Below are 21,255 nucleotides of genomic sequence, written 5' to 3'. Positions count from 1 at the left end.
ATCTCCCAAGGGCATTGACTTGCGTCATGGAAATGACATTCGGCTGTCATTTTCCTGACATATTAGACAAGTACGCTGGAGTCGTCTTGATCACAGGGATGAAACCATGCAAAACATAATCGCATCAAACGACGTCAAGGCCCGGCCAGTGCAGCTGGTGCTGAGCCAGGCCACCACGGCCGCGGAATTGCGTGAAGTGCAGCGTCTGCGTTACAAGGTGTTTATCGAGACCATGGGGCTGACGTCGCTGGCCAATGCCGATGGCCTCGACAGCGATGAATTCGATGCGCATTGCGATCACCTGATCGTGCGCGACGCCGATACCCTGAAAGTGGTGGGCACTTATCGCGTGCTGAGCGCTGCCAAGGCGGCGAAGATCGGCCGCCTGTACTCGGAAAATGAATTCGACCTGAGCCGCCTGAACAACCTGCGCGGACGCATGGTCGAAGCGGGCCGCGCCTGCATCCATCCGAAGTACCGTGGCGGCAGCGTGATCATGCTGCTGTGGTCAGGCCTGGCCGAATACATGCGCCGCGAGCGCTGCGACTATCTGGTCGGCTGCGCCAGCATCAGCCTGGCCGATGGCGGCCATAACGCCGTCGCTGTCTACCAGGCGCTGGCCGAGAAGCACATGGCCCCCAGCGAATACCGCGTCACGCCGCACCTGCCATTTCCCATCCACCAGGTGGAAGCGGCGCACAAGCCGCAAGTGCCGCCGCTGATCAAGGGCTACCTGCGTTCGGGCGCGTGGATTTGCGGCGAACCGGCCTGGGATCCTGATTTCGAAAGCGCCGACATGTTCATGATGATGCCGCTGGCGAATCTCGATGAACGCTATGCGCGCCATTACGGCGTGGTGCCGGCCAACTGACGAGCGTCAGCCCGGCAGCTGGCTGGCCAGCGCCTGTATGGCGCCGCGCAAGCCGGCCGTCGCGCTGTCCGGCGGCAGCAGGTCGAGCAGGAAGCGCAGGGGCGCCGTGACGGCTTCGGGTTCGCCGATGCTGCCGTGGCGCCGCACGGCGTCGTGGTACAGCGCCAGAAAGGACTGGCGCGCCGCGGCATCGAAGGGGGCGCCGCCGTGCACGCCCCACAGGGCCGCCATCAGCGCGGCGCGCACGGGGGCCGCCGCATCGATGGCGCGGTGCTCGTCCGCATGGCGCTGGCGCGCGTAGTCGATGGCGTCGTGCAGCAGTTCGTCCAGCTTCGGGTGCAGCGCCTGCCAGGCCTGTTCCTCGCCATGGCTTTTCAGCAGCAGGGTGCCGGCCAGCACCTGGAAGACCAGATCGCAGTCGGCCGCGCCGCTGCGGTGGCGCGCCTCGTCCAGCGCTGCCAGGCAGGCATCGCTCATGGCGCGCAGCGCCGGCACGCCCGTTTCCCCGGCCTTGCAGGCGAGGCGGGCCTGCAAGGCCCAGTAGCGGCCCAGCAGGGCCAGGCGCTGCGCCGTCGGCGCCAGCGCCACCAGCAGGTCGATATGCTGTTTCCCGTCCTGCAGCAGCTGCCGTCCCTGCGCCATATCCGGCGCGGCCGGCACTTCGATGCCGGGGCCCGCATCCAGGCCGCACAGGGCCGCGCCCTGGCGTATTTCCAGTTCCGCCAGGTGCGCCAGCGCGCGCAGGGGCACCTTGCCGTCGGCCGCGCTGTGCGCCGCCCGGTAATGCTCGATGGCGCGCAGGGTGTTCTCCAGTCCACCGAGGCCGGCCCGCGTGGCGGCCATGTTTTCGCGGATATCGGCGCAGCCGAAGAAGCGCGTGCGCACGGCGTCCTCGATGCAGCCGAGTTTTTCCCCGATGGCCGCGCGGCGCGCCGCATCGGCGCCGGCCAGGCGCGCGTGCAGGGTTTCCAGGTCGGCCAGCAATTGGCCGTGGTAGCGGTAGTCGGGCGCCTGCCAGGGCCGGCTCTGCGTGTTCGGGAAGCGGTAGCGGTCATCGCCATATGCCTGGTAGGCGCCCCAGGTGTTCGAGGCGGGAAACTGCAGATAGGCCGCCTCGCGCGCCTGGCGCACGGCGTCGCCGAAATATTCGCCGCTCAGCATGGCGTGGTAGACGCTGTGGGCGAAGATGCTGGCCGCCTGGTCGTCGATGCGCCAGCCGGCCGCGATCACCGCCTGCGAACCCATTTCAATAAAGGCGGTGGCCAGGCTGGCGGCCAGTTTCGACCATGGCGCGATGGCGTCAGGACGCATGTCGCCCAGGTGGCAGCAATTGATGAAGACGAACTGCGGCACCCGTTTCAGCTTGCTCACCTGCGCGGCCGTCAGGCGCGTCTTCGGCCCCAGCACCAGGCCCGTATGGGCGATGCCGGGGCCGGCCACCTCGCCATGGCCGGCCAGGTGGATGGCAAAATAGCGCTCGTCGAACAAATGCACCAGCACGCGCTGGGCCTGCGGGCGCAGCAGTTCGCGCACCTGGTAGCCATACGCGCCGAACATGCGCGCCACGTCCTGCGCCTCGGCCTGGGCGCCAGGCAGCTCGGGCAGGCCGGAATCCGTGTCGCCGATTACCAGCACGCTGTTGCTGGGCGGGCTGGTGGCGGGCGGCTGTTCGCGCAGGCTGGCCAGCTGGCGCACCATGCCGATGCGTGTCGACAGCGGGCTTTCCTCGTTGCCCGCCTCGTCGCGCATCAGTTCCCAGGGATAGATGGCGGCGCTTTCATCGACGGCCAGGATCAGGCCGCGCATCTCGGGGATGGCCGCCTTCAGGCCATTGGGCAGCATCAGTTCGTACAGGGCGCGCGACAAGCCCGGCTGGTCGGTGGTGTTGTCGGTGGCGTCCATGATCAGGCCATCGACGGCTTGCCGCTGGTTCGGCTCCTCGTCGACGCTGTTGTGGGCGCGGTCCGTCAGCAAGGTGAAGCGCAGGGCGCCGGAGAGGTCGGCGGCGACGATCTGCACGCGGCGCCAGCCATTGTCGCCGCTCAGGGCGGGCAGGATGCGCCGGTAGCCGCCGGGGCTGTGGCGGATGCGCCGCTCGAAGGTGAAGCTGCCCTGGTAGCGCGCTTCGGCCAGGATCTGCTCGATGGCCACGGCGGCGGCGATGGCGCGCGCTTCCGACTGTTCGTAGATGGCGACGTGGCCGATGCGGCAAGCCATGCCCGCGTCTTCCAGGCGCCGGTTGGCGCTGCGCGCGCCGTCGATCAGGGCGCGCGCGCACAGGGCGATGCTCAAGCCGCCATAGCCGGAACCGGACAGCAGGCTGGCCACGCGCAAGCCGTGTTCGCCCATGGCCGGCGCGCCGGCCTTGCCGGCGGCCCGTACCTGCAGGCAGACGCACGCGTATTCCAGCAGGCCGCCGGCAAAGGCGCGCGCCAGTTCGCCCGGCGTCAGTTCGCCCAGCGCGCCCAGGCCGATGACGATGGCGCCGCCTGGCCGCTGCGCCGCATCGGGCTGCAGCACCACCAGGGCCGAATCCGGGCGCTGCGGAAAGCGGCCCAGCGCATGGATTTCCTGCAGCTTGCCGGCCAGCAGGCGGTCGAGAAAGCTCATGCTGCCGCGCAGCGATTCATAGGCATAGCAGCCGCTCATGACGGGCGCGTCGGCCGAGGCCATGCTGCCGTGGATGACGGACATGCTCAGGCGCGCCGCGCGCTGCTCCAGCGCGCCGGTGCTGTCGCCGGCGCCGATGGCCGCGTCCAGCAATTCCTGCGGCAGCGGGTACAGCGGCGGCGCGTCCGGCGCGTGCGGGCGAAAGCGGGGTGGGGCGCCGCCAGGCGCATGCGGCGGCTGGCGCGCCAGCGTCCCCGCCTGGCCCGTGTCGAGCAGCTGGGCGATAGCCGGGTAGGCTTCGCGCTGCAGCAGCAGTTTGCCGTGTGCGGCCAGCAGGTAGCAGGCCTCGATCCCCGGCGGTATCGCGCCCGCCCATGGCGTGCGCCCATCGCCATCGGGCGACCAGGCCAGCTCGATGCCGCCCTCGCGCAGGCGCAGCGCCACCGGCGTGTCGGCGCAGCCGGCCAGGTAGCTGCACAGGCGCGTGTCGAGCGGCGCCGCCGCCAGCAAGTCCAGGGTGGCGCGCGCGGCCGCCAGCGCTGGCGCTTCGGGCGCCTGCCAGCCGCCGGGCAGCGCCGCCTGCCGGTCGCCGGCGGCCAGGCTGGCCCAGGTTTGCGGGTCGAAATAATCGATGGCGCCCGCCGCCGGCGCCGCCTGCGGCCATGGCAGCATTTCCAGCACGCCGGGAAAGGCCCGCACAAAGCCGAGAAACTGGCGTCGCGTATGCTTCCAGGCGATCCAGCAGCCCAGCATCTGCACCAGCGGATCGCGTCCCAGCAGCACTTGCACCATGGCGTGGCTGCCCCGGTTGGGCGTGCCCACCTGCAGCAAGCGGCTGCCGGGAATGGCGTCCAGGCGCTGCCAGCGGTCCCGCAGGGCCAGGCGCGCCACCAGCCCGCCCATGCCATGGGCGACGATGCGCAGCGGCTGGCCGCGTTCTTCGGCGTCGCGCATGGCCGCGTCGAGCACGGGAAGAAAGGCGGCGCCTGTCTCCTGCAGCGACAGCCGCCAGTCATAGGTAAAGGGCCGCACTTCCTGGCTTTGCGCCAGGTAGCGGGCGAACGGCTCGTAGCATGGTTCCAGCCAGCCGGCGCTGACGATGTGCGGCTGGCCCACGGCCAGGCGTTCGATGCGGCCCTCGACCAGGTTGACGGGGTCGAACCAGATGCGGTTGCTGCCCACCTGCAGGTGGCTGCCCATGATGTCGGGCAGCAGCAGCACGATGGGCGCATGCGCGCGCCGCTTCGGCACTTCGCCGCCGCGCGCCAGCAAGCCGTGCTCGATGCCGGCCAGCGGCAGGTAGGCGGCGTCGTCACCCGCCAGCGCCTGCACCGCCGCCGTGCCCGATGGCAGGCGTTCGAAGTAGTTCAGGTGGTGCATCTGCGGCCCGCGCAGCAGCAGTTGCCGCACGGGCGCGCTACGCGTGGCGCCGCCCGCCATCGAGGCGCAATTGACTACCAGGTCGCTTTGTCCGCCATAAAAAATCTCGCCCAGGCAGCCGGCCAGCCAGCCCAGCAGGCTGTCGCCGCCGCAGTCGCCCGCCAGCACATGCAGGGGGCTGGCCACGCGCACGTCGGGTGCGTTGAGCAGGGCCACCAGCGGCGAGTCGGGCATCATCGCTTCCAGACCAGGCAGGATGCGCGCATCGCAGCGCTGCCGCACCACGGCCAGCAGGAAGGCCATGGCGCCATCGGCCGCCGCGCCCGGTGCCAGCAGGTTGAACATCACGCTGGCCCAGCGGTCCAGGCGGCCCGACATCAGGGTGGTGCCGCGCGCGGGACAGCCCACGCGCACGAAGCGGGTGACGCGGATGGCGCGGGTTTTCAATTCCATGCTCAGCTCGCGCAGGCGCGCCGCGTCGTCGGCGTAGCCGGCGCGGCCGCACAGCTGCGATTGCGCCACGAAGTGTTCGATGTCATGGCTGTTGAACGCTTCGCCGCCCACCGTGTTTTCGCCCAGGCGTTCGAGGCCGTCGCCCGCCAGGTCGACGGCGCCACGGCTGTCGACCCGCTGCGCGCGCGCCAGCAGTTCGCCCACCAGCCCGCCGCGCGAATGGGCCAGCAGGTGCAGCACGGCGCCATGCGGCAACTGGCGCACCAGGGCCAGCGCGTTGTGGATGGGGCTTTCGCTGAGGCTGCGGTGTTCGTAGCCATAGATGCGGTTGCCGTATTGCGCCGCCAGGCGCGGCGCCAGGCCATTGCGCCACAGGCCGCCAAAGCTGCGCGCGGTCGACGCCGCCGTGCCGTGCAGCAGCAGCAGCACCGGTTCCGGCCCTGGGGGCAGGCTGGCCACCTGCGTCATGGCGCCCTGTTCGATGCCGCAGCGGTACAGGCCCAGACGCTGCTCCAGCTGGCGGTCCTGGAAGGCGCCGGCCGCCGCCAGCGCCGTCATGGCGCCGGCGCCGCCACGGTACACGCGCAGGGCCCTGAGCATCCAGGCGCCCAGGCCGTCGCGGCTGGCGCCAGGGGCCGGGCGCACGCCTTGCGGCCGCAGGGCCAGTCCCACTTCGATGGTGGCCGGCGCGCCATCGCGGGCGGGCGCGGCCGGCCCCAGGTAGCGCGGCAGGTCGAGCGCGCTGGCCAGCAGCGAGCTGCCGTCCGACAGCAGCAGCTGCACCACGTCGGCCGCGCCGATATCGAGGGCGGCGCGGCAGCTGCCGATGCCGCGCGCGCCCGACAGCACGTGGGTATCGCCATGCCAGCCGGGCGTGACGGGACAGTCGCCGGCGCTGGCGAGCGGGTCGCGCGTGAATGCCAGGCGCAGCACGGGTGGCGCGGCCGGCGCAAGGGGAACGCTGGGCATGCGGTCGGGAGAGTGGCGTAAAAGCTGACCTTGATACGGGAAGCGGCAAGGCGTGTTGCGTCAGATCAAGTGGAGGCGGAATGCTGGCGTCTAGGGAGCGGGCGGGCGTGCGGTGCAAGGATGAGGCGGGGAAGGGCGAGGCAGGGGAAGGCGGGGAAGGGCGAGGCAGGGGAAGGCAGGGAAGGGCGAGGCAGGGCAGGGAAAGGCAGGGCAGGGCAGGGAAAGGCAGGGAAAGGCAGGGCAGGGAAAGGCGAGGCGGCGGGTGGTGAATGGAAGCGGGGCAGAAACAGGCAGCAAGGTTTGGGCTGGGTTTCTTCGCTATCGTGCTCGGGTGCTCTGCGGTGAGCGAACTACGCGAATTTCATGGCAAAAGTTCATGGCGCCGGGAACCTGAGTGCCTGGCAAGGCAAGACAACAGCGTGGTGTTTCAATGTACCGGTGTAGCGGACAGTTCCTTCAGTTCGCGGATGGTGATGTCCGATTTTTCATGCATGCGCAATAAAATCGTTGCACCGACCGACAGTTTGCCGTGCCGAATCTTGCTGATGATGGGGGGCTGTACTTCCAGCACACGGCACAGTTCCGCATCATTTTTCAGATTCATCTTCTCGATCAGGGTATCGAGCAGCTTGTTGGGCACAAAACTCGATGGTTCGAGCGCACGCGCCCGGTTCATCGCTTCAATCATTTCCAGCTTCTTTTGCCGAACGTTCATTTACTCCTCCTTCAGGTTATGCAAGGGACAGGGCCAATTGAGCGGCCCTGGCTATAGTTCGTCATCGCAGTACGGCTGTCCGGGTGACGTAGTACAACATTCGCGTTAAAACATTGATAACCAGGCAAGTGTTTTCAATAATACTACGATAACAAAACTTGTGATACATGGTCAGTTAAATTAACTGATTGTTTGATCAATTCGGTTGACGATTGTTGTATTTTGTAATCCGCTTTTCGTCAGAATCATGGTCCTGTCCGCCATTTCGGCGGCGGCCAGCGAATGCGTGACCATGATCGCGCAACTGCCGTTGGCCTTGATTTCGGCGCGCAGCAATTGCAGGATGCTGTGTGCCGTGTCGGGGTCGAGATTGCCGGTAGGCTCATCGGCCAGCACCAGCGCCGGCTTGTGCACGAGGGCGCGGGCAATCGCCACGCGCTGCATTTCGCCACCCGACAGTTGCTGCGGAAAGTCGCCGCCGCGCCCGCCCAGGCCGACCGCCTCGAGCATGCTGGCGGCACGCTCCTGGGGCAGGCCGTTGAGCAGCAGCGGCAAGGCCACGTTTTGCAGCAGGGTCAGGTGCGGCAAGACGTGGAAGGCCTGGAAAATAAAGCCCATGCGGGCGCGACGCAGCCGGGTCGCGGCGGCGTCATCGAGGCTGGACATGGCAATGCCGTCCACCAGGATAGGGTGCGCTTCGGCACCCGCATCGGGCGTATCGAGGCCGGCGATCAGGTTCAGCAAGGTCGACTTGCCGACGCCCGAGTCGCCCATGATGGCGATGAATTCTCCCGCCTGAAAACGGCAGGAAAGGTTGGCCAGGACAGGCCGGGCATTGGCATAGGACTTCGACAGATGGCGCAATTCGAGCATGGTATAAACGACTATCGTAAAGGGAGGCACGCGGGGGAGAGGGGGGCCTGGGGACGACAATGGCGCGCGGATTGTTTGGCCGGCAATGTGTAGTATACGACAGGCTTATCCTTTTTGCTTGGCAATACCACTTTTAAGCGTGCGGCCCCTTTTTCTGCCGGGGTTGACCTTAAGTTACCTGCCGCACGGCTGGCCCGGCAGGATTCCGCTATGATGGGAAAAAGTCATCGGCAAGCATCGGCAAAGGCGCCCCTCGCGGGCCGCAGCGGGGTCTGCGGCGCGAGCGGCGGCCAGGAACCAGCTGGCAGGTGCAAGCCGAGCAAGCCCTTCATGAACCTTGAGAGACGACGCCAGCCCATGACCATGCCACTTGCCCAGAATACGTCCGATTTCCGTCCCGCCAGCCAGGCGGCCAGCGCCACGCCAGCCACGCTTGCCGAGATCAGCAGCGGCCTGCTGGCGCGCGCTGCCAGCACCTCGCCCAAGTATCTGTACGATACCCTCGGCTCCAAGCTGTTCGAGGCCATCTGCGCCTTGCCCGAGTATTATCCGACGCGCACCGAGGCGGCCATCTTTGCCCGCCACGGCGCCGACATCGCGCACGCGGTGGGGCCGGGCAGCACCCTGATCGACCTGGGCGCGGGCAATTGCGCCAAGGCCGCCGGCCTGTTCCCGCTGCTGCATCCGGCGCAATACGTGGCCGTGGATATTTCCTACGATTTCCTCAGTGAATCGCTGGGCCGCCTGCAGCAGCGCTTTCCGCACATCGAGATGACGGGCCTGGGCCTGGATTTTTCCAGCCGCCTTGACTTGCCGGCCAGCGTGCGCGATGCGCGGCGCCTGTTCTTTTATCCAGGTTCGTCGATTGGCAATTTTGCGCCCGAGCAAGCCATCGCCTTTTTGCGCCGCCTGCGGGCGAATGCCGGCGACGACGGCGGCTTGCTGATCGGCGTCGACCTGATCAAGGACGATGCCATCCTCGACGCCGCCTATGACGACGCGCTGGGCGTCACGGCTGCCTTCAACCTGAACATGCTGCGCCACGTGAATGGCCTGATCGGCGCCGATTTCGACGTGCGCGCCTGGCGCCACCACGGCTTTTTCAATGCCGATGAAAGCCGGGTCGAGATGCACCTGGAAGCGCGCAGCGAGCAGCTCGTGCGCTGGCAGGGTGGCCAGCGGCGCTTTGCGAAAGGCGAACGCATCCACACGGAAGACAGCTACAAATACACGCGTGCCGGTTTTGTCGGCTTGCTGGAACAGGCGGGGTTTTCCGCCGCACAAGTGTGGACGGACCCGCAGCAGTGGTTCGCCGTGATTTACGCCCGCGTCATCCGCGACTGACAACGCCAGGCCAAACCTGCTGCGCGTCGCGCTTTGCGGCCTGCGGGGCTTGCCGGCCCGGCGCCCCGTAGCAAAGTGGCGTTGCGCTTCGTGGCCACAAATCACTGCCGCTCGCTACGCTTTTGTCACCCGTTCAAGATGCCAACAGAAAACTGAAAAAGACCACCATGCTGATCGATCACTACCACAAGGTGCGCCGGCATTCGCTGCTGCTGGCCGAACCGTTGTCCGACGAGGATTGCGGCGCGCAGTCGATGCCGGACGCCAGCCCCGTGAAATGGCATCTGGCGCATACCACCTGGTTTTTTGAAACCTTCATCCTGGAAAGTATGGAAACGGCCTTCGCGCCGTTTCATCCGGCCTTCCGCGTGCTGTTCAACTCGTATTACAACGGCGTGGGCGACAAGCATCCGCGCGCCCAGCGGGGCTTGCTGACGCGGCCCGGCATGGATGTCGTGCGCGCCTACCGGGCGAATGTCGATGCGCGCATCGGCCGCCTGCTGGCGGGCGAGCTGGCGCGTCCCGAGCGCGAACGGCTGACCATGCTGCTGGCGCTGGGCCTCGAACACGAGCAGCAGCACCAGGAATTGCTGTTGACGGACGTCAAGCACCTGCTGGCGCAGAGTGCCTTGTTTCCCGCCTATCTGGACAGCGCGGTGCCGGCAGCAGCGCCACAGCCAGCGCCGACGCCGGCCTGGATCGCCTTCGACGGCGGCCTGGCGCAGATCGGCCATGCGGGCGACGGCTTTTGCTTTGACAATGAATTGCCGCGCCATCCGCAATACGTGGCGCCGTTCCAGCTGGCCAGCGCGCTGGTGACGAATGGCGAATTTCTCGCCTTTATCGAGGCGGGCGGCTACCGCACGGCGCATCTATGGCTGGCCGAAGGCTGGGACTGGGTGCGCAGCCAGAGCTTGCAGTGCCCACTGTACTGGCAGCGCGATGACGCCGGCCGCTGGCAGGAGTTCACTTTATATGGCTTGCGCCCGCTCGACGCGGCCGCGCCGGCCACGCATCTGTCGCTGTTCGAGGCCGATGCGTATGCGCACTGGGCCGGCGCGCGTCTGCCGACGGAAGCGGAGTGGGAAGTGGCGGCGCAAGGCGTTGAGATGGAAGTGGGGCGGCTGCATCCGGCCGCCGGTGCGTCCGCTGTGGCGGGTAAGGGCTTGCGGCAAATGTTCGGCCACTGCTGGCAATGGACCAGCAGCAGCTATGCGCCGTATCCGGGCTACCGCACGGCGCCCGGCGCGCTCGGCGAATACAACGGCAAGTTCATGCTGAACCAGTATGTGCTGCGCGGCTCGTCCTGCGCCACGCCGGCCGGCCACGCGCGCGCCAGCTACCGCAATTTCTTCCCGGCCGGGGCGCGCTGGCAATTTTCCGGCATCCGCCTGGCGCGCCAGGTGGAATAGCCAGTTAGCCCAAGCGCGGGACAGCGGAAGGCGCCGGGCGGGCTGGCGCCTTGGCGCTGCCAGGCTCAGGCCGCTCCAGCTTGAACTGGCTGACCAGGGTTTCCAGTTCGCCCGCCTGTTCATGCATGGCCGCCGCCGCCGCAGCCGCTTCCTCGACGAGGGCCGCATTTTGCTGCGTCGTCTGGTCCATCTGCATGATGGCGGCATTGATCTGCTCGATGCCTTCGCTCTGCTCGTGGTTGGCAACGCTGATTTCGCCGACGATATCGCTGACCCGGCCCACGCTGGCCACCACTTCATCCATCGTGGCGCCCGCCTGGCTGACCAGCTGCGCGCCCTGCCCGACCCTGCTGACGGAGTCGGCGATCAGTTCCTTGATTTCCTTGGCGGCCGCCGCCGACCTTTGCGCCAGATTGCGCACTTCCGAGGCCACTACCGCAAAGCCGCGTCCCTGTTCGCCGGCGCGTGCAGCTTCCACGGCCGCGTTCAGCGCCAGGATATTCGTCTGGAAGGCGATGCCGTCGATGACGGCGATGATGTCGACGATCTTGCGCGACGAGGCGTTGATGGCATCCATGGTGCCGACCACTTCCGCCATGGCCGAGCCGCCGCGCTGGGCGATTTCCGACGCCGAGCGAGCCAGCGTGTCGGCCTGGCGCGCGTTGTCGCTGTTGCTGCGCACGGTGCCCGTCAGTTCGATCATCGACGAGGCCGTTTCTTCCAGCGCGCTGGCCTGCGCTTCCGTGCGGGCCGACAGGTCGGCATTGCCGCTGGCGATCTGGCTTGAGGCCACGGCGATGGTGCTTGTGCCGCCGCGCACTTGGCCCACCAGGGTGGCCAGGTTATTGTTCATGTCGCGCAGCGCCTGCAGCAGCTGGCCTGCCTCATCCTTGCCGTCGGCGGCGATTTTGCTGCTCAGGTCGCCTGCGGCCACGGCTTGCGCCACGCGCAGGGCATAGGCGATCGGCGTGGTGATCGAGCGCGTCACCCGCCAGGCAAAGAGCACGCCCAGCAGCAGGGCGGCGGTGCCCAGGCTGGCCATCAGCACATTGGCTGCGGAAATATTCTGCTGGATTTGCTGGCCGCCATGCACGACAACGCCGCGCTGGATGTCATTCAGGCGGTTCACCGTTTTTTGCAATTGATTCAGGGCCGGCAGGGTATCGTCGCGCACGTGCTTGGCCGCTTCCGCGCGCTGTCCCGCTACCAGCAGCTTGTCCGCCTGGCTGAACGAGACGACATAGGCCTTGCGCTGCTGCTTCAGCGTGGCCAGCAGCTCCTTGCCTTCAGGCAGCACGATCAGGTGGTCGAGGATGGCCAGCGCATCGGTGATGGTAGCCTTGTTGGCGTCGATTTCGCCGTGGATGGCGTTGGCGCGGGCCGGATCTTCATGGATGAACAGCTCCAGCACCAGTGCAGCGTTCGAACGCGTGGTGCTGCGGATGGTGGTGATGGCGTCGGCCTTGGCCCAGTCTTTCTCGATGATGGCTTCGCTGAGCGCGCCGATCTTGTCCAGCCGGAAAAGGCCCGTGCCTACCAGCACTGCCATCAACAGCAGCACCACGCCAAAAACCGCGCCCAGGCGCACGCCTATCTTCATATCCGTCAATTTCATTTTATTCCCTCGGTAGCTAATGATCTGTCTCGATCTGTCTCCGCTGGTCTTGTTATGAAATGATTATACGGTCGGGCATACCTGATTTGCACTACTAATTGCCCAAGAGAAATGAAAAAGCGGCACGGCGATCAAGCCGTACCGCTTTTTTTCCCTATGAGGAGGGGCTGGCGCGTATTCAGGCGTCGCTGGCGACGACCTCTGCCGCTGTTGTTTTTTCCGCTTCCGTTTGCTTGATGCGACGGTTCACGGCCGACAGCACGGCCTTGAACGAGGCGGTGACGATGTTGCTGTCGATGGCGGCGCCGAACAGGGTCGGGCCGTTATCGAGGCGCAATTCGACATAGCAGGCGGCCTGCGCGTTGGCGCCGGAGCCGATCGAGTGTTCATGGTAGTCCATCAGCTTGATGTCCAGGCCCAGCGCATTGACGAAGGCGTCGATGGGACCATTGCCGCCGCCTTGCAGGGCCAGCGGCGACTGGCGGTGCGACAGGCTGATGTCGATTTGCACGGATTCGTCGCTGCTCGTGTCTTCCACCATGCGGTGCGAAGCGTAGGCGTACGGCGCCGTCTGCTCCAGGTATTCCTTCTGGAAGATATCGTGGATATCCTGCGCGGCGATTTCGCGGCCCGTGGCGTCGGCCACGGCTTGCACGGCGCGCGAGAATTCGATCTGCAGGCGGCGCGGCAAGACCAGGCCGTATTCCTGTTCCAGCAGGTAGGCTATGCCACCCTTGCCGGACTGGCTGTTGACGCGGATCACGGCGTCGTAGCTGCGGCCCAGGTCGGCCGGGTCGATCGGCAAGTACGGCACTTCCCAGATGCTGTCCGGCTGCTGCTTGGCGAAACCCTTCTTGATCGCATCCTGGTGCGAGCCGGAAAACGCGGTAAACACCAGGTCGCCCGCATACGGATGGCGCGGGTGGACGGGCAGCTGGTTGCATTCTTCCACGCACTTGCGCACGCTGTCGATGTCGGAAAAATCCAGGCCCGGATGCACGCCTTGCGTGTACAGGTTCATCGCCAACGTCACCAGGTCGACGTTGCCGGTGCGCTCGCCATTGCCGAACAAACAGCCTTCCACGCGGTCGGCGCCCGCCATGACGGCCAGTTCGGCCGAGGCGACGGCCGTGCCGCGGTCGTTATGCGGGTGCACGCTGATGATGATGGAATCGCGGCGCGCCAGCTTGCGCGACATCCATTCGATCTGGTCCGCATACACGTTGGGCGTGCTGCATTCCACGGTCGATGGCAGGTTGATGATCATCTTGTTGGCGGGAGTCGGCTTCCAGATGGCGCTGACGGCGTCGCAGATGTGCTTGGAGAAATCGAGTTCCGTGGTGGAGAACGATTCCGGCGTGTATTCAAAGCCCCATTCCGTTTGCGGGTGCTGCGCCACCAGTTGTTTCACGAGGGTGGTGCCGCTGGTGGCGATCTGCGTGATTTTCTCGCGCGACATGCCGAACACGACCTTGCGGAACACGGGCGCCACGGAGTTGTACAGGTGGATGATGGCGCGCTTGGCGCCGACGACGGATTCCACCGTGCGGCGTATCAGTTCCTCGCGCGACTGGGTCAGCACGATGATGGTGACGTCGTCGGGGATGCGGCCTTCATCGACGAGCTTGCGCACGAAATCGAAGTCCGTCTGCGATGCGGAAGGGAAGCCCACTTCGATTTCCTTCAGGCCGATGGCGATCAGCATCTCGAAGAACCGCAGCTTCTTTTCCGCGCTCATCGGCTCGATCAGCGACTGGTTGCCGTCACGCAAGTCGGTGCTCATCCAGATAGGCGGTTTGCTGATGATCTGGTTTGGCCATTGACGGTCGGTCAATTTGACGGGAGGAAAGGCGCGGTATTTGGAAGCTGGGTTCTGCAACATCATGATCGGGTACTCCTGAAGATAGGGGGAAATCAATGGTTGTGGCGCAAGCTTGCCGGGCGGCCACGCAACACTAGGCCAGGCAAGCGATCGGTAGCGATAGCAGGTGTGGTGCAGCGACGATGCCAGCGGGGGCGGTCGCAGGGGGAACTACGTGTACGAATGGGGATGGTGCAAACATCATCAAACCTTCCAGGGTTTTTGAAACACGCCGGCGTGTGGCCAGGCGAAGCAATGCGGCAAACTTATGCGCGTGCTAGCAGTAGTCGCGATAGCGACAGCAGGGAAGGGGATGGATGTTTGAAGGAGGACATGCGCTTAATGTACGGGAAGTCGGGCGCGGCTGTCAAGCGTTTCCGTTTTACACGTAATGCACGTGTGGCGCCTCGTTCGGCATTTCCTCTGCCATGCGCGTCAGGATGCGCCGCAGCACGGCGGCGTCGTGCGGCAGGCGCGCGGCGAAAGCCTGCCAGCCCAGCAGTTTCAGCTGTTGCGGCATCTCCACCAGGCCGGTGACGGCATCCCAGAACGCATCCCAGTTCATGCCATAAAAGGAAGGGAAGACCAGCGCGGCCGCCAGGGCCGCATGCAACTGGCGCGGCGAGTGGATATCGCGCAAGTCGATGGTCACAAGGCCGGGCCGAGTCACACGTTGCCCTTGAGCAGGTCTTGCGGCTGGTACCGCATGCCGCTCAAGGCCCGGCTGCCGGTAAATTGATATTCTTTGGTCATAAGGAGTGATGGAAAAGTCCAGGCGCCAGTCTAGCAGCAGTCTGCTGGCAGGCTAGCCTCCCACGCGTTTGAAACTTGTCAATTGTAAACATTTAAGACAGGCTTCAGTGCCGGCGGCCCCGCTTGCGCTACAATCGGCTCTCCTTTATTGCCACTGCCGCGCGCGGTTTCCCCTCTCCACCATGTCCCCTAAACGCCTGACCCTGCTTGCCCTGGCCGCCTTCGTGCTGGCCGGTTGCGATACCACCGCCCCGAAACCCGTACAAGTATTGACGCCACCCGAACCCATGGCCGTCACGCCGCGCAAGATCAAGATCGGCCTGGCGCTGGGCGGCGGCGCGGCGCGCGGTTTCGCGCACATCGGCGTGATCAAGGCGCTCGAATCGCAGGGCATACAGGCCGACATCGTTACCGGCACCAGCGCCGGCAGCGTGGTGGGCGCCCTGTATGCGGCGGGCAACAATGGCTTCGCCCTGCAAAAGATGGCCTTCGACATGGACGAAGCGGCCATTTCCGACTGGGCCTTGCCCCTGTTCGGCAAGTCGTCCGGCGTGCTGAAGGGCGAAGCGCTGCAAAGCTATGTCAACAAGGCTGTCGGCGGCGTGCCGCTGGAAAAACTCAAGATACCGTTTGGCGTGGTGGCAACCGATCTGAAGAACGGGCAGCCGATCCTCTTTCAGCGCGGCAATACCGGCATGGCCGTGCGCGCCTCGTCGGCCGTGCCTGGCGTGTTCCAGCCCGTGACGATTTCCGGCCATACCTATGTTGATGGCGGCCTCGTCGCGCCCGTGCCCGTGCGCTTCGCGCGCGACATGGGTGCCGATTTCATCATCGCCGTGAATATCTCGTCGCAGACGGATACGCAAAAAGCCATCAGCTCGATGGAAGTGCTGATGCAGACGTTCGCCATCATGGGCCAGCGCATCAACCAGTTTGAATTGAAGGATGCGGACGTGGTCATCCAGCCCAGCCTGGGTACCATGAAGGGCAATGATTTCAACAGCCGCAACCAGGCCATCCTGGCGGGCGAGCAGGCGACCTTTGCCGTCATGGCGCAGCTCAAGCAAAAGCTGAAAGCCAAGCGCGAGCAGTAAGGGCTGGTTGCCTTGCGCATTTCGTATACAATTTTGTTTCAACATAACAAGGATGCCTCATGCAATCGAAACCGATTTTGACCCTGGATGACGTGAAGAAAATCGCTGCCGCCGCCGAAGCGGAAGCGGTCAAGAATAACTGGGCGGTCACGATCGCCATCGTCGACGACGGCGGCCACTTGCTGTGGCTGCAGCGCATGGATGGCGTGGCGCCGATCTCGTCGCACATCGCCCCATCGAAGGCCAAGACGGCCGCGCTGGGTCGCCGCGAATCGCGCATCTATGAAGAGATGATCAATGGCGGCCGCGTGTCGTTCCTGAGCGCGCCGGAAATCGACGGCTTGCTGGAAGGCGGCGTACCCATCGTGTTCGACGGTCACTACGTGGGCGCGGTCGGTGTCTCGGGCGTGAAATCGGCGGAAGATGCGCAAATCGCGAAAGCGGGCATTGCGGCCCTGACGGCCTGAGTAGTAGCCGCAGTTGCAGAACCAGCCGCCCCGCGCAAGCCGGGCGGCTTTTTTCATGGGGCGCAGGTTTTATGCTGCTGCGCAAAAAAATGCAGCGGAATCCATATTTTCTTCCTTGTGGAAAAGCTCCCTTTTGGTTATAATTCAAAGGTTTAGCCAATCACACATATACCGTAGCGACTACCCATCCCCTCATTCAAAATGACCGTTGAAACGCCCTGAGTGCATCTGGCTCGGGTAGCTAGGCGGTCGGTCTGACGTGGCGCAGCTACGGTAACTTTATCAGGAGTTGCCCTTGCCGCCATTTTTTTCTGGCCCTGCCGTTCCAGCCATATTAGCGCTTGCTGATGGAACGATCTTTAAAGGTTTTTCGATCGGTGCCGCCGGTCATACCACGGGTGAGGTTGTTTTCAACACCTCCATGACCGGGTATCAGGAAATCCTTACCGACCCAAGCTATTGCCGCCAGATGGTCACCCTGACCTATCCCCATATCGGCAATACAGGCGTCAATCCGGAAGACGTCGAATCTTCCAAGGTTCACGCCGCTGGCCTCATCATCCGCGATCTGCCATTGCTGGCATCCAATTTCCGTTCCACCCTCTCCCTGTCCGACTACCTCAAAGCTGAAAATATCGTCGCCATCGCCGGCATCGATACACGCAAGCTCACGCGCATCCTGCGTGAAAAAGGTGCGCAGGGCGGCGCCATCCTGGTGGGCACGCAAGGCAACGAGCCATCCGCCGCGCAAGCGCTGGAACTGGCCCGCTCCTTCCCCGGCCTGGCCGGCATGGACCTGGCCAAGGTAGTGTCAAGCAAGGACGCCTACGAATACCGCGAAACGGAATGGACCCTGGGTGCAGGCTACGGCCAGCTGGCCGATGCCGATGCGAAATACCACGTGGTCGCCTTCGACTACGGCGTCAAGCGCAACATCCTGCGCATGCTGACGGCGCGCGGCTGCAAAGTCACCGTGCTGCCGGCGCAAGCGACGGCTGCCGACGCCCTGGCGTTGAACCCGGACGGCATCTTCCTGTCGAACGGTCCCGGCGATCCGGAACCATGCGATTACGCGATTGCCGCGACTAAAGAGCTGATCGAGAAGGGCATTCCAACCTTCGGCATCTGTCTCGGTCACCAGATCATGGCCATCGCTTCCGGCGCGAAAACCTTGAAGATGAAGTTCGGCCACCACGGTGCCAACCACCCGGTGCAAGACCTGGAAACGAAACAGGTCCTGATTACCTCGCAAAACCACGGTTTCGCCGTTGACGCGGCAACTCTGCCCGCGAACTGCCGCGTGACCCATGAATCGCTGTTCGACGGTTCCCTGCAGGGCTTTGCCCGCACGGACAAGCCGGCCTTCTGCTTCCAGGGCCACCCTGAAGCGTCGCCGGGCCCGATGGATGTTGCTTACCTGTTTGACCGCTTCATCAACTTGATGGCTGCGGAGGAGAAAAAGAAAAATGCCTAAACGTTTAGATATCAAAAGTATTCTGATTATTGGCGCTGGTCCGATCGTGATCGGCCAGGCCTGCGAATTCGATTATTCCGGCGCGCAAGCGTGCAAGGCCCTGCGCGAAGAGGGCTACAAAGTCATCCTGGTCAACAGCAATCCTGCGACCATCATGACCGACCCGGAAATGGCCGACGTCACCTACATCGAACCGATCACCTGGTCGGTGGTCGAGCGCATCATCGCCAAGGAGCGTCCTGACGCGATCCTGCCGACGATGGGCGGCCAGACGGCGCTGAACTGCGCGCTGGACCTGTTCAACAATGGCGTGCTGGCGAAATACAACGTCGAGCTGATCGGCGCGTCGCCGGAAGCCATCGACAAGGCCGAAGACCGTTCCAAGTTCAAGGACGCGATGACCAAGATCGGCCTCGGTTCGGCACGTTCCGGCGTGGCGCACTCGATGGAAGAATCGTGGGCCGTGCAGCGCACCCTGGGCTTCCCGACCATCATCCGTCCATCGTTCACCATGGGCGGTTCCGGCGGCGGCATCGCCTACAACGAAGAAGAATTCGAAACCATCTGCAAGCGCGGCCTGGAAGCATCGCCGACGAAAGAGCTGCTGATCGAAGAGTCGTTGCTGGGCTGGAAAGAGTACGAGATGGAAGTGGTGCGCGACAAGGCGGACAACTGCATCATCATCTGCTCGATCGAAAACCTTGACCCGATGGGCGTGCACACGGGCGACTCCATCACGGTAGCGCCTGCGCAAACCCTGACGGACAAGGAATACCAGATCATGCGCAATGCTTCGCTGGCAGTGCTGCGCGAGATCGGCGTCGACACCGGTGGCTCGAACGTGCAATTTTCGATCAATCCCGTCGATGGCCGCATGATCGTCATCGAGATGAATCCGCGCGTATCGCGTTCGTCGGCCTTGGCATCGAAAGCGACAGGCTTCCCGATCGCCAAGATTGCCGCCAAGCTGGCCGTCGGTTTCACCCTGGACGAGCTGCGCAATGAAATCACGGGCGGCGCCACGCCGGCGTCGTTCGAGCCTTCGATCGATTACGTCGTCACCAAGATCCCGCGTTTCACGTTCGAGAAATTCCCCACCGCCGACCACCACCTGACGACGCAGATGAAATCCGTCGGCGAAGTGATGGCGATTGGCCGTACCTTCCAGGAATCGTTCCAGAAAGCCCTGCGCGGCCTGGAAGTGGGCGTGGACGGCATGAACGAAAAGACCAAGGACCGCGAAAAGATCGAAGAAGAACTGGGTGAGCCTGGTCCTGAGCGCATCTGGTACGTGGGCGACGCGTTTGCCCAGGGTTTCACCCTGGAAGAAGTGCACCAGCTGACCAAGATCGACCCATGGTTCCTGATCCAGATCAAGGAAATCGTCGACCTGGAACTGTGGCTCGATACGCAGAAGCTGGAAAACCTGGACAAGAACACCCTGTACAAGTTGAAACAGAAGGGCTTCTCGGACCGCCGCCTGGGCTTTTTGCTGCAGACATCGGACTCTGCCATCCGCGCCAAGCGGCATGAACTGAATATCCGTCCCGTCTACAAGCGCGTCGACACCTGCGCGGCGGAATTTTCGACCGACACGGCGTACATGTATTCCACGTACGACGAAGAGTGCGAATCGAACCCGACCGACAAGAAAAAGATCATGGTATTGGGCGGTGGCCCGAACCGTATCGGCCAGGGTATCGAGTTTGACTATTGCTGCGTCCACGCGGCCCTCGCCATGCGCGAAGACGGCTATGAAACCATCATGGTCAACTGCAACCCGGAAACCGTGTCGACCGACTATGACACGTCCGACCGCCTGTACTTCGAGTCCCTGACCCTGGAAGACGTGCTGGAAATCGTCGCCATCGAAAAACCGGTGGGCGTGATCGTGCAGTACGGCGGCCAGACGCCTTTGAAGCTGGCGCTGGACCTGGAAGCGAATGGCGTGCCGATCATCGGCACCTCGCCCGACATGATCGATGCGGCCGAAGACCGCGAGCGCTTCCAGCAGATGCTGCACAAGCTGGAACTGCGTCAGCCGCCTAACCGCACCGCGCGCACGGAAGCCGACGCCCTGGCGCTGGCGCAGGAAATCGGCTACCCGCTGGTCGTGCGTCCATCGTACGTGCTGGGTGGCCGCGCCATGGAAATCGTCCACGAGCAGCGCGACCTTGAGCGCTACATGCGCGAAGCCGTCAAGGTCTCGCACGATTCGCCGGTGCTGCTGGACCGCTTCCTGAACGACGCCATCGAGTGCGACGTCGATTGCATCTCCGACGGCGAAACGACCTTCATCGGCGGCGTGATGGAACACATCGAACAGGCTGGCGTCCACTCGGGCGACTCGGCTTGCTCCTTGCCGCCATACTCGCTGGCACCAGAAACCATTGATGAACTGAAACGCCAGACGGCGCTGATGGCCAAGGGCTTGAACGTGGTCGGCCTGATGAACGTGCAGTTCGCGATCCAGAAGCAAGAGATCGATGGCGAAATGAAAGACGTCGTCTTCGTGCTGGAAGTCAATCCGCGCGCGTCGCGCACCGTGCCTTTCGTCTCGAAAGCCACGGGTCTGCAGCTGGCGAAGATTGCCGCCCGCTGCATGGTCGGCCAGTCGCTGGCGTCGCAAGGCATCACGCAGGAAGTCGTGCCGCCGTATTTCAGCGTCAAGGAAGCCGTGTTCCCGTTCGTCAAGTTCCCGGGCGTGGACACCATCCTCGGCCCTGAAATGAAATCGACGGGCGAAGTCATGGGCGTGGGCCTGACCTTCGGCGAAGCGTTTGTGAAATCGCAACTGGGCGCTGGCGTGAACCTGCCAAAATCGGGCAAGGTCTTCATCAGCGTGAAAGCGTCGGACAAGCCGCGCGCCGTGCAAGTGGCGCGTGACCTGGTCGAGTCCGGTTTCACCGTGGTTGCCACCAAGGGCACGGCCGCCGTGATCGCTGCCGCCGGCATCGCCGTCACGCCTGTGAACAAGGTGATCGAAGGCCGTCCGCACGTGGTCGACATGATCAAGAACCATGAAATCGTGCTGGTGATCAACACCGTGGAAGAAAAACGCAGCGCCATCGTCGATTCGCGGGCCATCCGCACGTCGGCCCTGGCGTCGCGCGTGACGACCTACACCACCATCGCCGGCGCGGAAGCAGCCGTCGAGGGCATCCGTCACCTCGATGAGCTGCGTGTGTACGATCTGCAAGGCCTGCACAAGACCCTGCAGCAAGCATAGTCCGCGTGTCATTTGCAGTGACCGCCGTTAGGCGGTACACTGCATGCTTATCAACCACAGAGTTCCGTGCAGAGCAGCGCGCGGCCTCTGTGGTTTTCACTTGGTAAGGCCGTTAAACGTGGCAACACGCTGCAA

Annotated in this window: 13 protein-coding genes; 7 read left to right on the top strand and 6 right to left on the bottom strand. The window is 64.3% G+C overall.

From position 1 onward, the window contains the following. Nucleotides 1-106: 106 nt before the first annotated feature. Nucleotides 107-871, top strand: coding sequence for a GNAT family N-acetyltransferase (locus ACQ4WR_RS10150; RefSeq protein WP_102298020.1), 765 nt, complete (start codon nt 107-109; stop codon nt 869-871). A gap of 6 nt (nt 872-877) precedes the next feature. Here ACQ4WR_RS10150 and ACQ4WR_RS10145 read toward each other — a convergent pair whose 3' ends face one another. The 3 genes from ACQ4WR_RS10145 to ACQ4WR_RS10135 all read right to left on the bottom strand — a co-directional run bounded on the left by ACQ4WR_RS10145 (nt 878) and on the right by ACQ4WR_RS10135 (nt 7,871). Next, entirely contained in the window at nt 878-6,283 is a 5,406-nt protein-coding gene (locus ACQ4WR_RS10145; RefSeq protein ID WP_436487008.1) for a CHAT domain-containing protein, read from the bottom strand. A 427-nt stretch (nt 6,284-6,710) separates the two neighbouring features. After that, entirely contained in the window at nt 6,711-6,998 is a 288-nt protein-coding gene (locus ACQ4WR_RS10140; protein ID WP_034786045.1) for a hypothetical protein, read from the bottom strand. Between the two features lie 180 nt (nt 6,999-7,178). Then, nucleotides 7,179-7,871, bottom strand: a complete 693-nt coding sequence (locus ACQ4WR_RS10135) for an ABC transporter ATP-binding protein (protein ID WP_102295470.1) — start codon at nt 7,869-7,871, stop codon at nt 7,179-7,181. Between the two features lie 357 nt (nt 7,872-8,228). Here ACQ4WR_RS10135 and egtD point away from each other — a divergent pair, with 357 nt between their 5' ends. Continuing rightward, nucleotides 8,229-9,215: an L-histidine N(alpha)-methyltransferase gene (egtD, locus tag ACQ4WR_RS10130; protein ID WP_436487006.1), complete on the top strand. Its 987-nt coding sequence runs from the start codon at nt 8,229-8,231 to the stop codon at nt 9,213-9,215. Nucleotides 9,216-9,382: 167 nt separating this feature from the next. Further along, entirely contained in the window at nt 9,383-10,627 is a 1,245-nt protein-coding gene (gene egtB / locus ACQ4WR_RS10125) for an ergothioneine biosynthesis protein EgtB (protein WP_436487004.1), read from the top strand. A gap of 4 nt (nt 10,628-10,631) precedes the next feature. On the opposite strand, the gene ACQ4WR_RS10120 is transcribed toward egtB, so the two are convergent. The 3 genes from ACQ4WR_RS10120 to ACQ4WR_RS10110 form a co-directional block, all read right to left on the bottom strand. Then, nucleotides 10,632-12,242, bottom strand: a complete 1,611-nt coding sequence (locus ACQ4WR_RS10120; RefSeq protein WP_436487003.1) for a methyl-accepting chemotaxis protein — start codon at nt 12,240-12,242, stop codon at nt 10,632-10,634. Nucleotides 12,243-12,420: 178 nt separating this feature from the next. Continuing rightward, nucleotides 12,421-14,127 (bottom strand): 2-isopropylmalate synthase, encoded by a 1,707-nt coding sequence (gene leuA, locus ACQ4WR_RS10115; protein WP_436487001.1) that lies wholly within the window; start codon nt 14,125-14,127, stop codon nt 12,421-12,423. Nucleotides 14,128-14,485: 358 nt separating this feature from the next. Next, complete coding sequence (locus tag ACQ4WR_RS10110) at nt 14,486-14,755, bottom strand: barstar family protein (RefSeq protein WP_436486999.1); 270 nt, start codon at nt 14,753-14,755, stop codon at nt 14,486-14,488. 283 nt (nt 14,756-15,038) lie between these two features. On the opposite strand from ACQ4WR_RS10110, the gene ACQ4WR_RS10105 reads away from it, so the two are divergent. From ACQ4WR_RS10105 to carB, 4 genes are all read left to right on the top strand, one after another. Continuing rightward, the gene (locus ACQ4WR_RS10105; protein ID WP_436486998.1) at nt 15,039-15,950 is read left to right on the top strand and encodes a patatin-like phospholipase family protein; all 912 of its coding nucleotides are present in this window, start codon (nt 15,039-15,041) and stop codon (nt 15,948-15,950) included. Nucleotides 15,951-16,009: 59 nt separating this feature from the next. Next, complete coding sequence (locus tag ACQ4WR_RS10100; protein WP_034786036.1) at nt 16,010-16,417, top strand: GlcG/HbpS family heme-binding protein; 408 nt, start codon at nt 16,010-16,012, stop codon at nt 16,415-16,417. Between the two features lie 295 nt (nt 16,418-16,712). Beyond that, nucleotides 16,713-17,891, top strand: coding sequence for a glutamine-hydrolyzing carbamoyl-phosphate synthase small subunit (carA, locus tag ACQ4WR_RS10095; protein ID WP_034757422.1), 1,179 nt, complete (start codon nt 16,713-16,715; stop codon nt 17,889-17,891). Beyond that, complete coding sequence (carB, locus tag ACQ4WR_RS10090; protein WP_436486996.1) at nt 17,884-21,120, top strand: carbamoyl-phosphate synthase large subunit; 3,237 nt, start codon at nt 17,884-17,886, stop codon at nt 21,118-21,120. The genes carA and carB overlap by 8 nt, the downstream gene beginning before the upstream one ends. Nucleotides 21,121-21,255: the final 135 nt, after the last annotated feature.

The sequence above is a fragment of the Janthinobacterium amylolyticum genome (genome assembly GCF_051380655.1).
GTDB lineage: Bacteria > Pseudomonadota > Gammaproteobacteria > Burkholderiales > Burkholderiaceae_D > Janthinobacterium.
The sequence above is the reverse complement of the archived record's forward strand: the minus strand, read 5'-3'. Positions and strand labels throughout refer to the sequence as shown.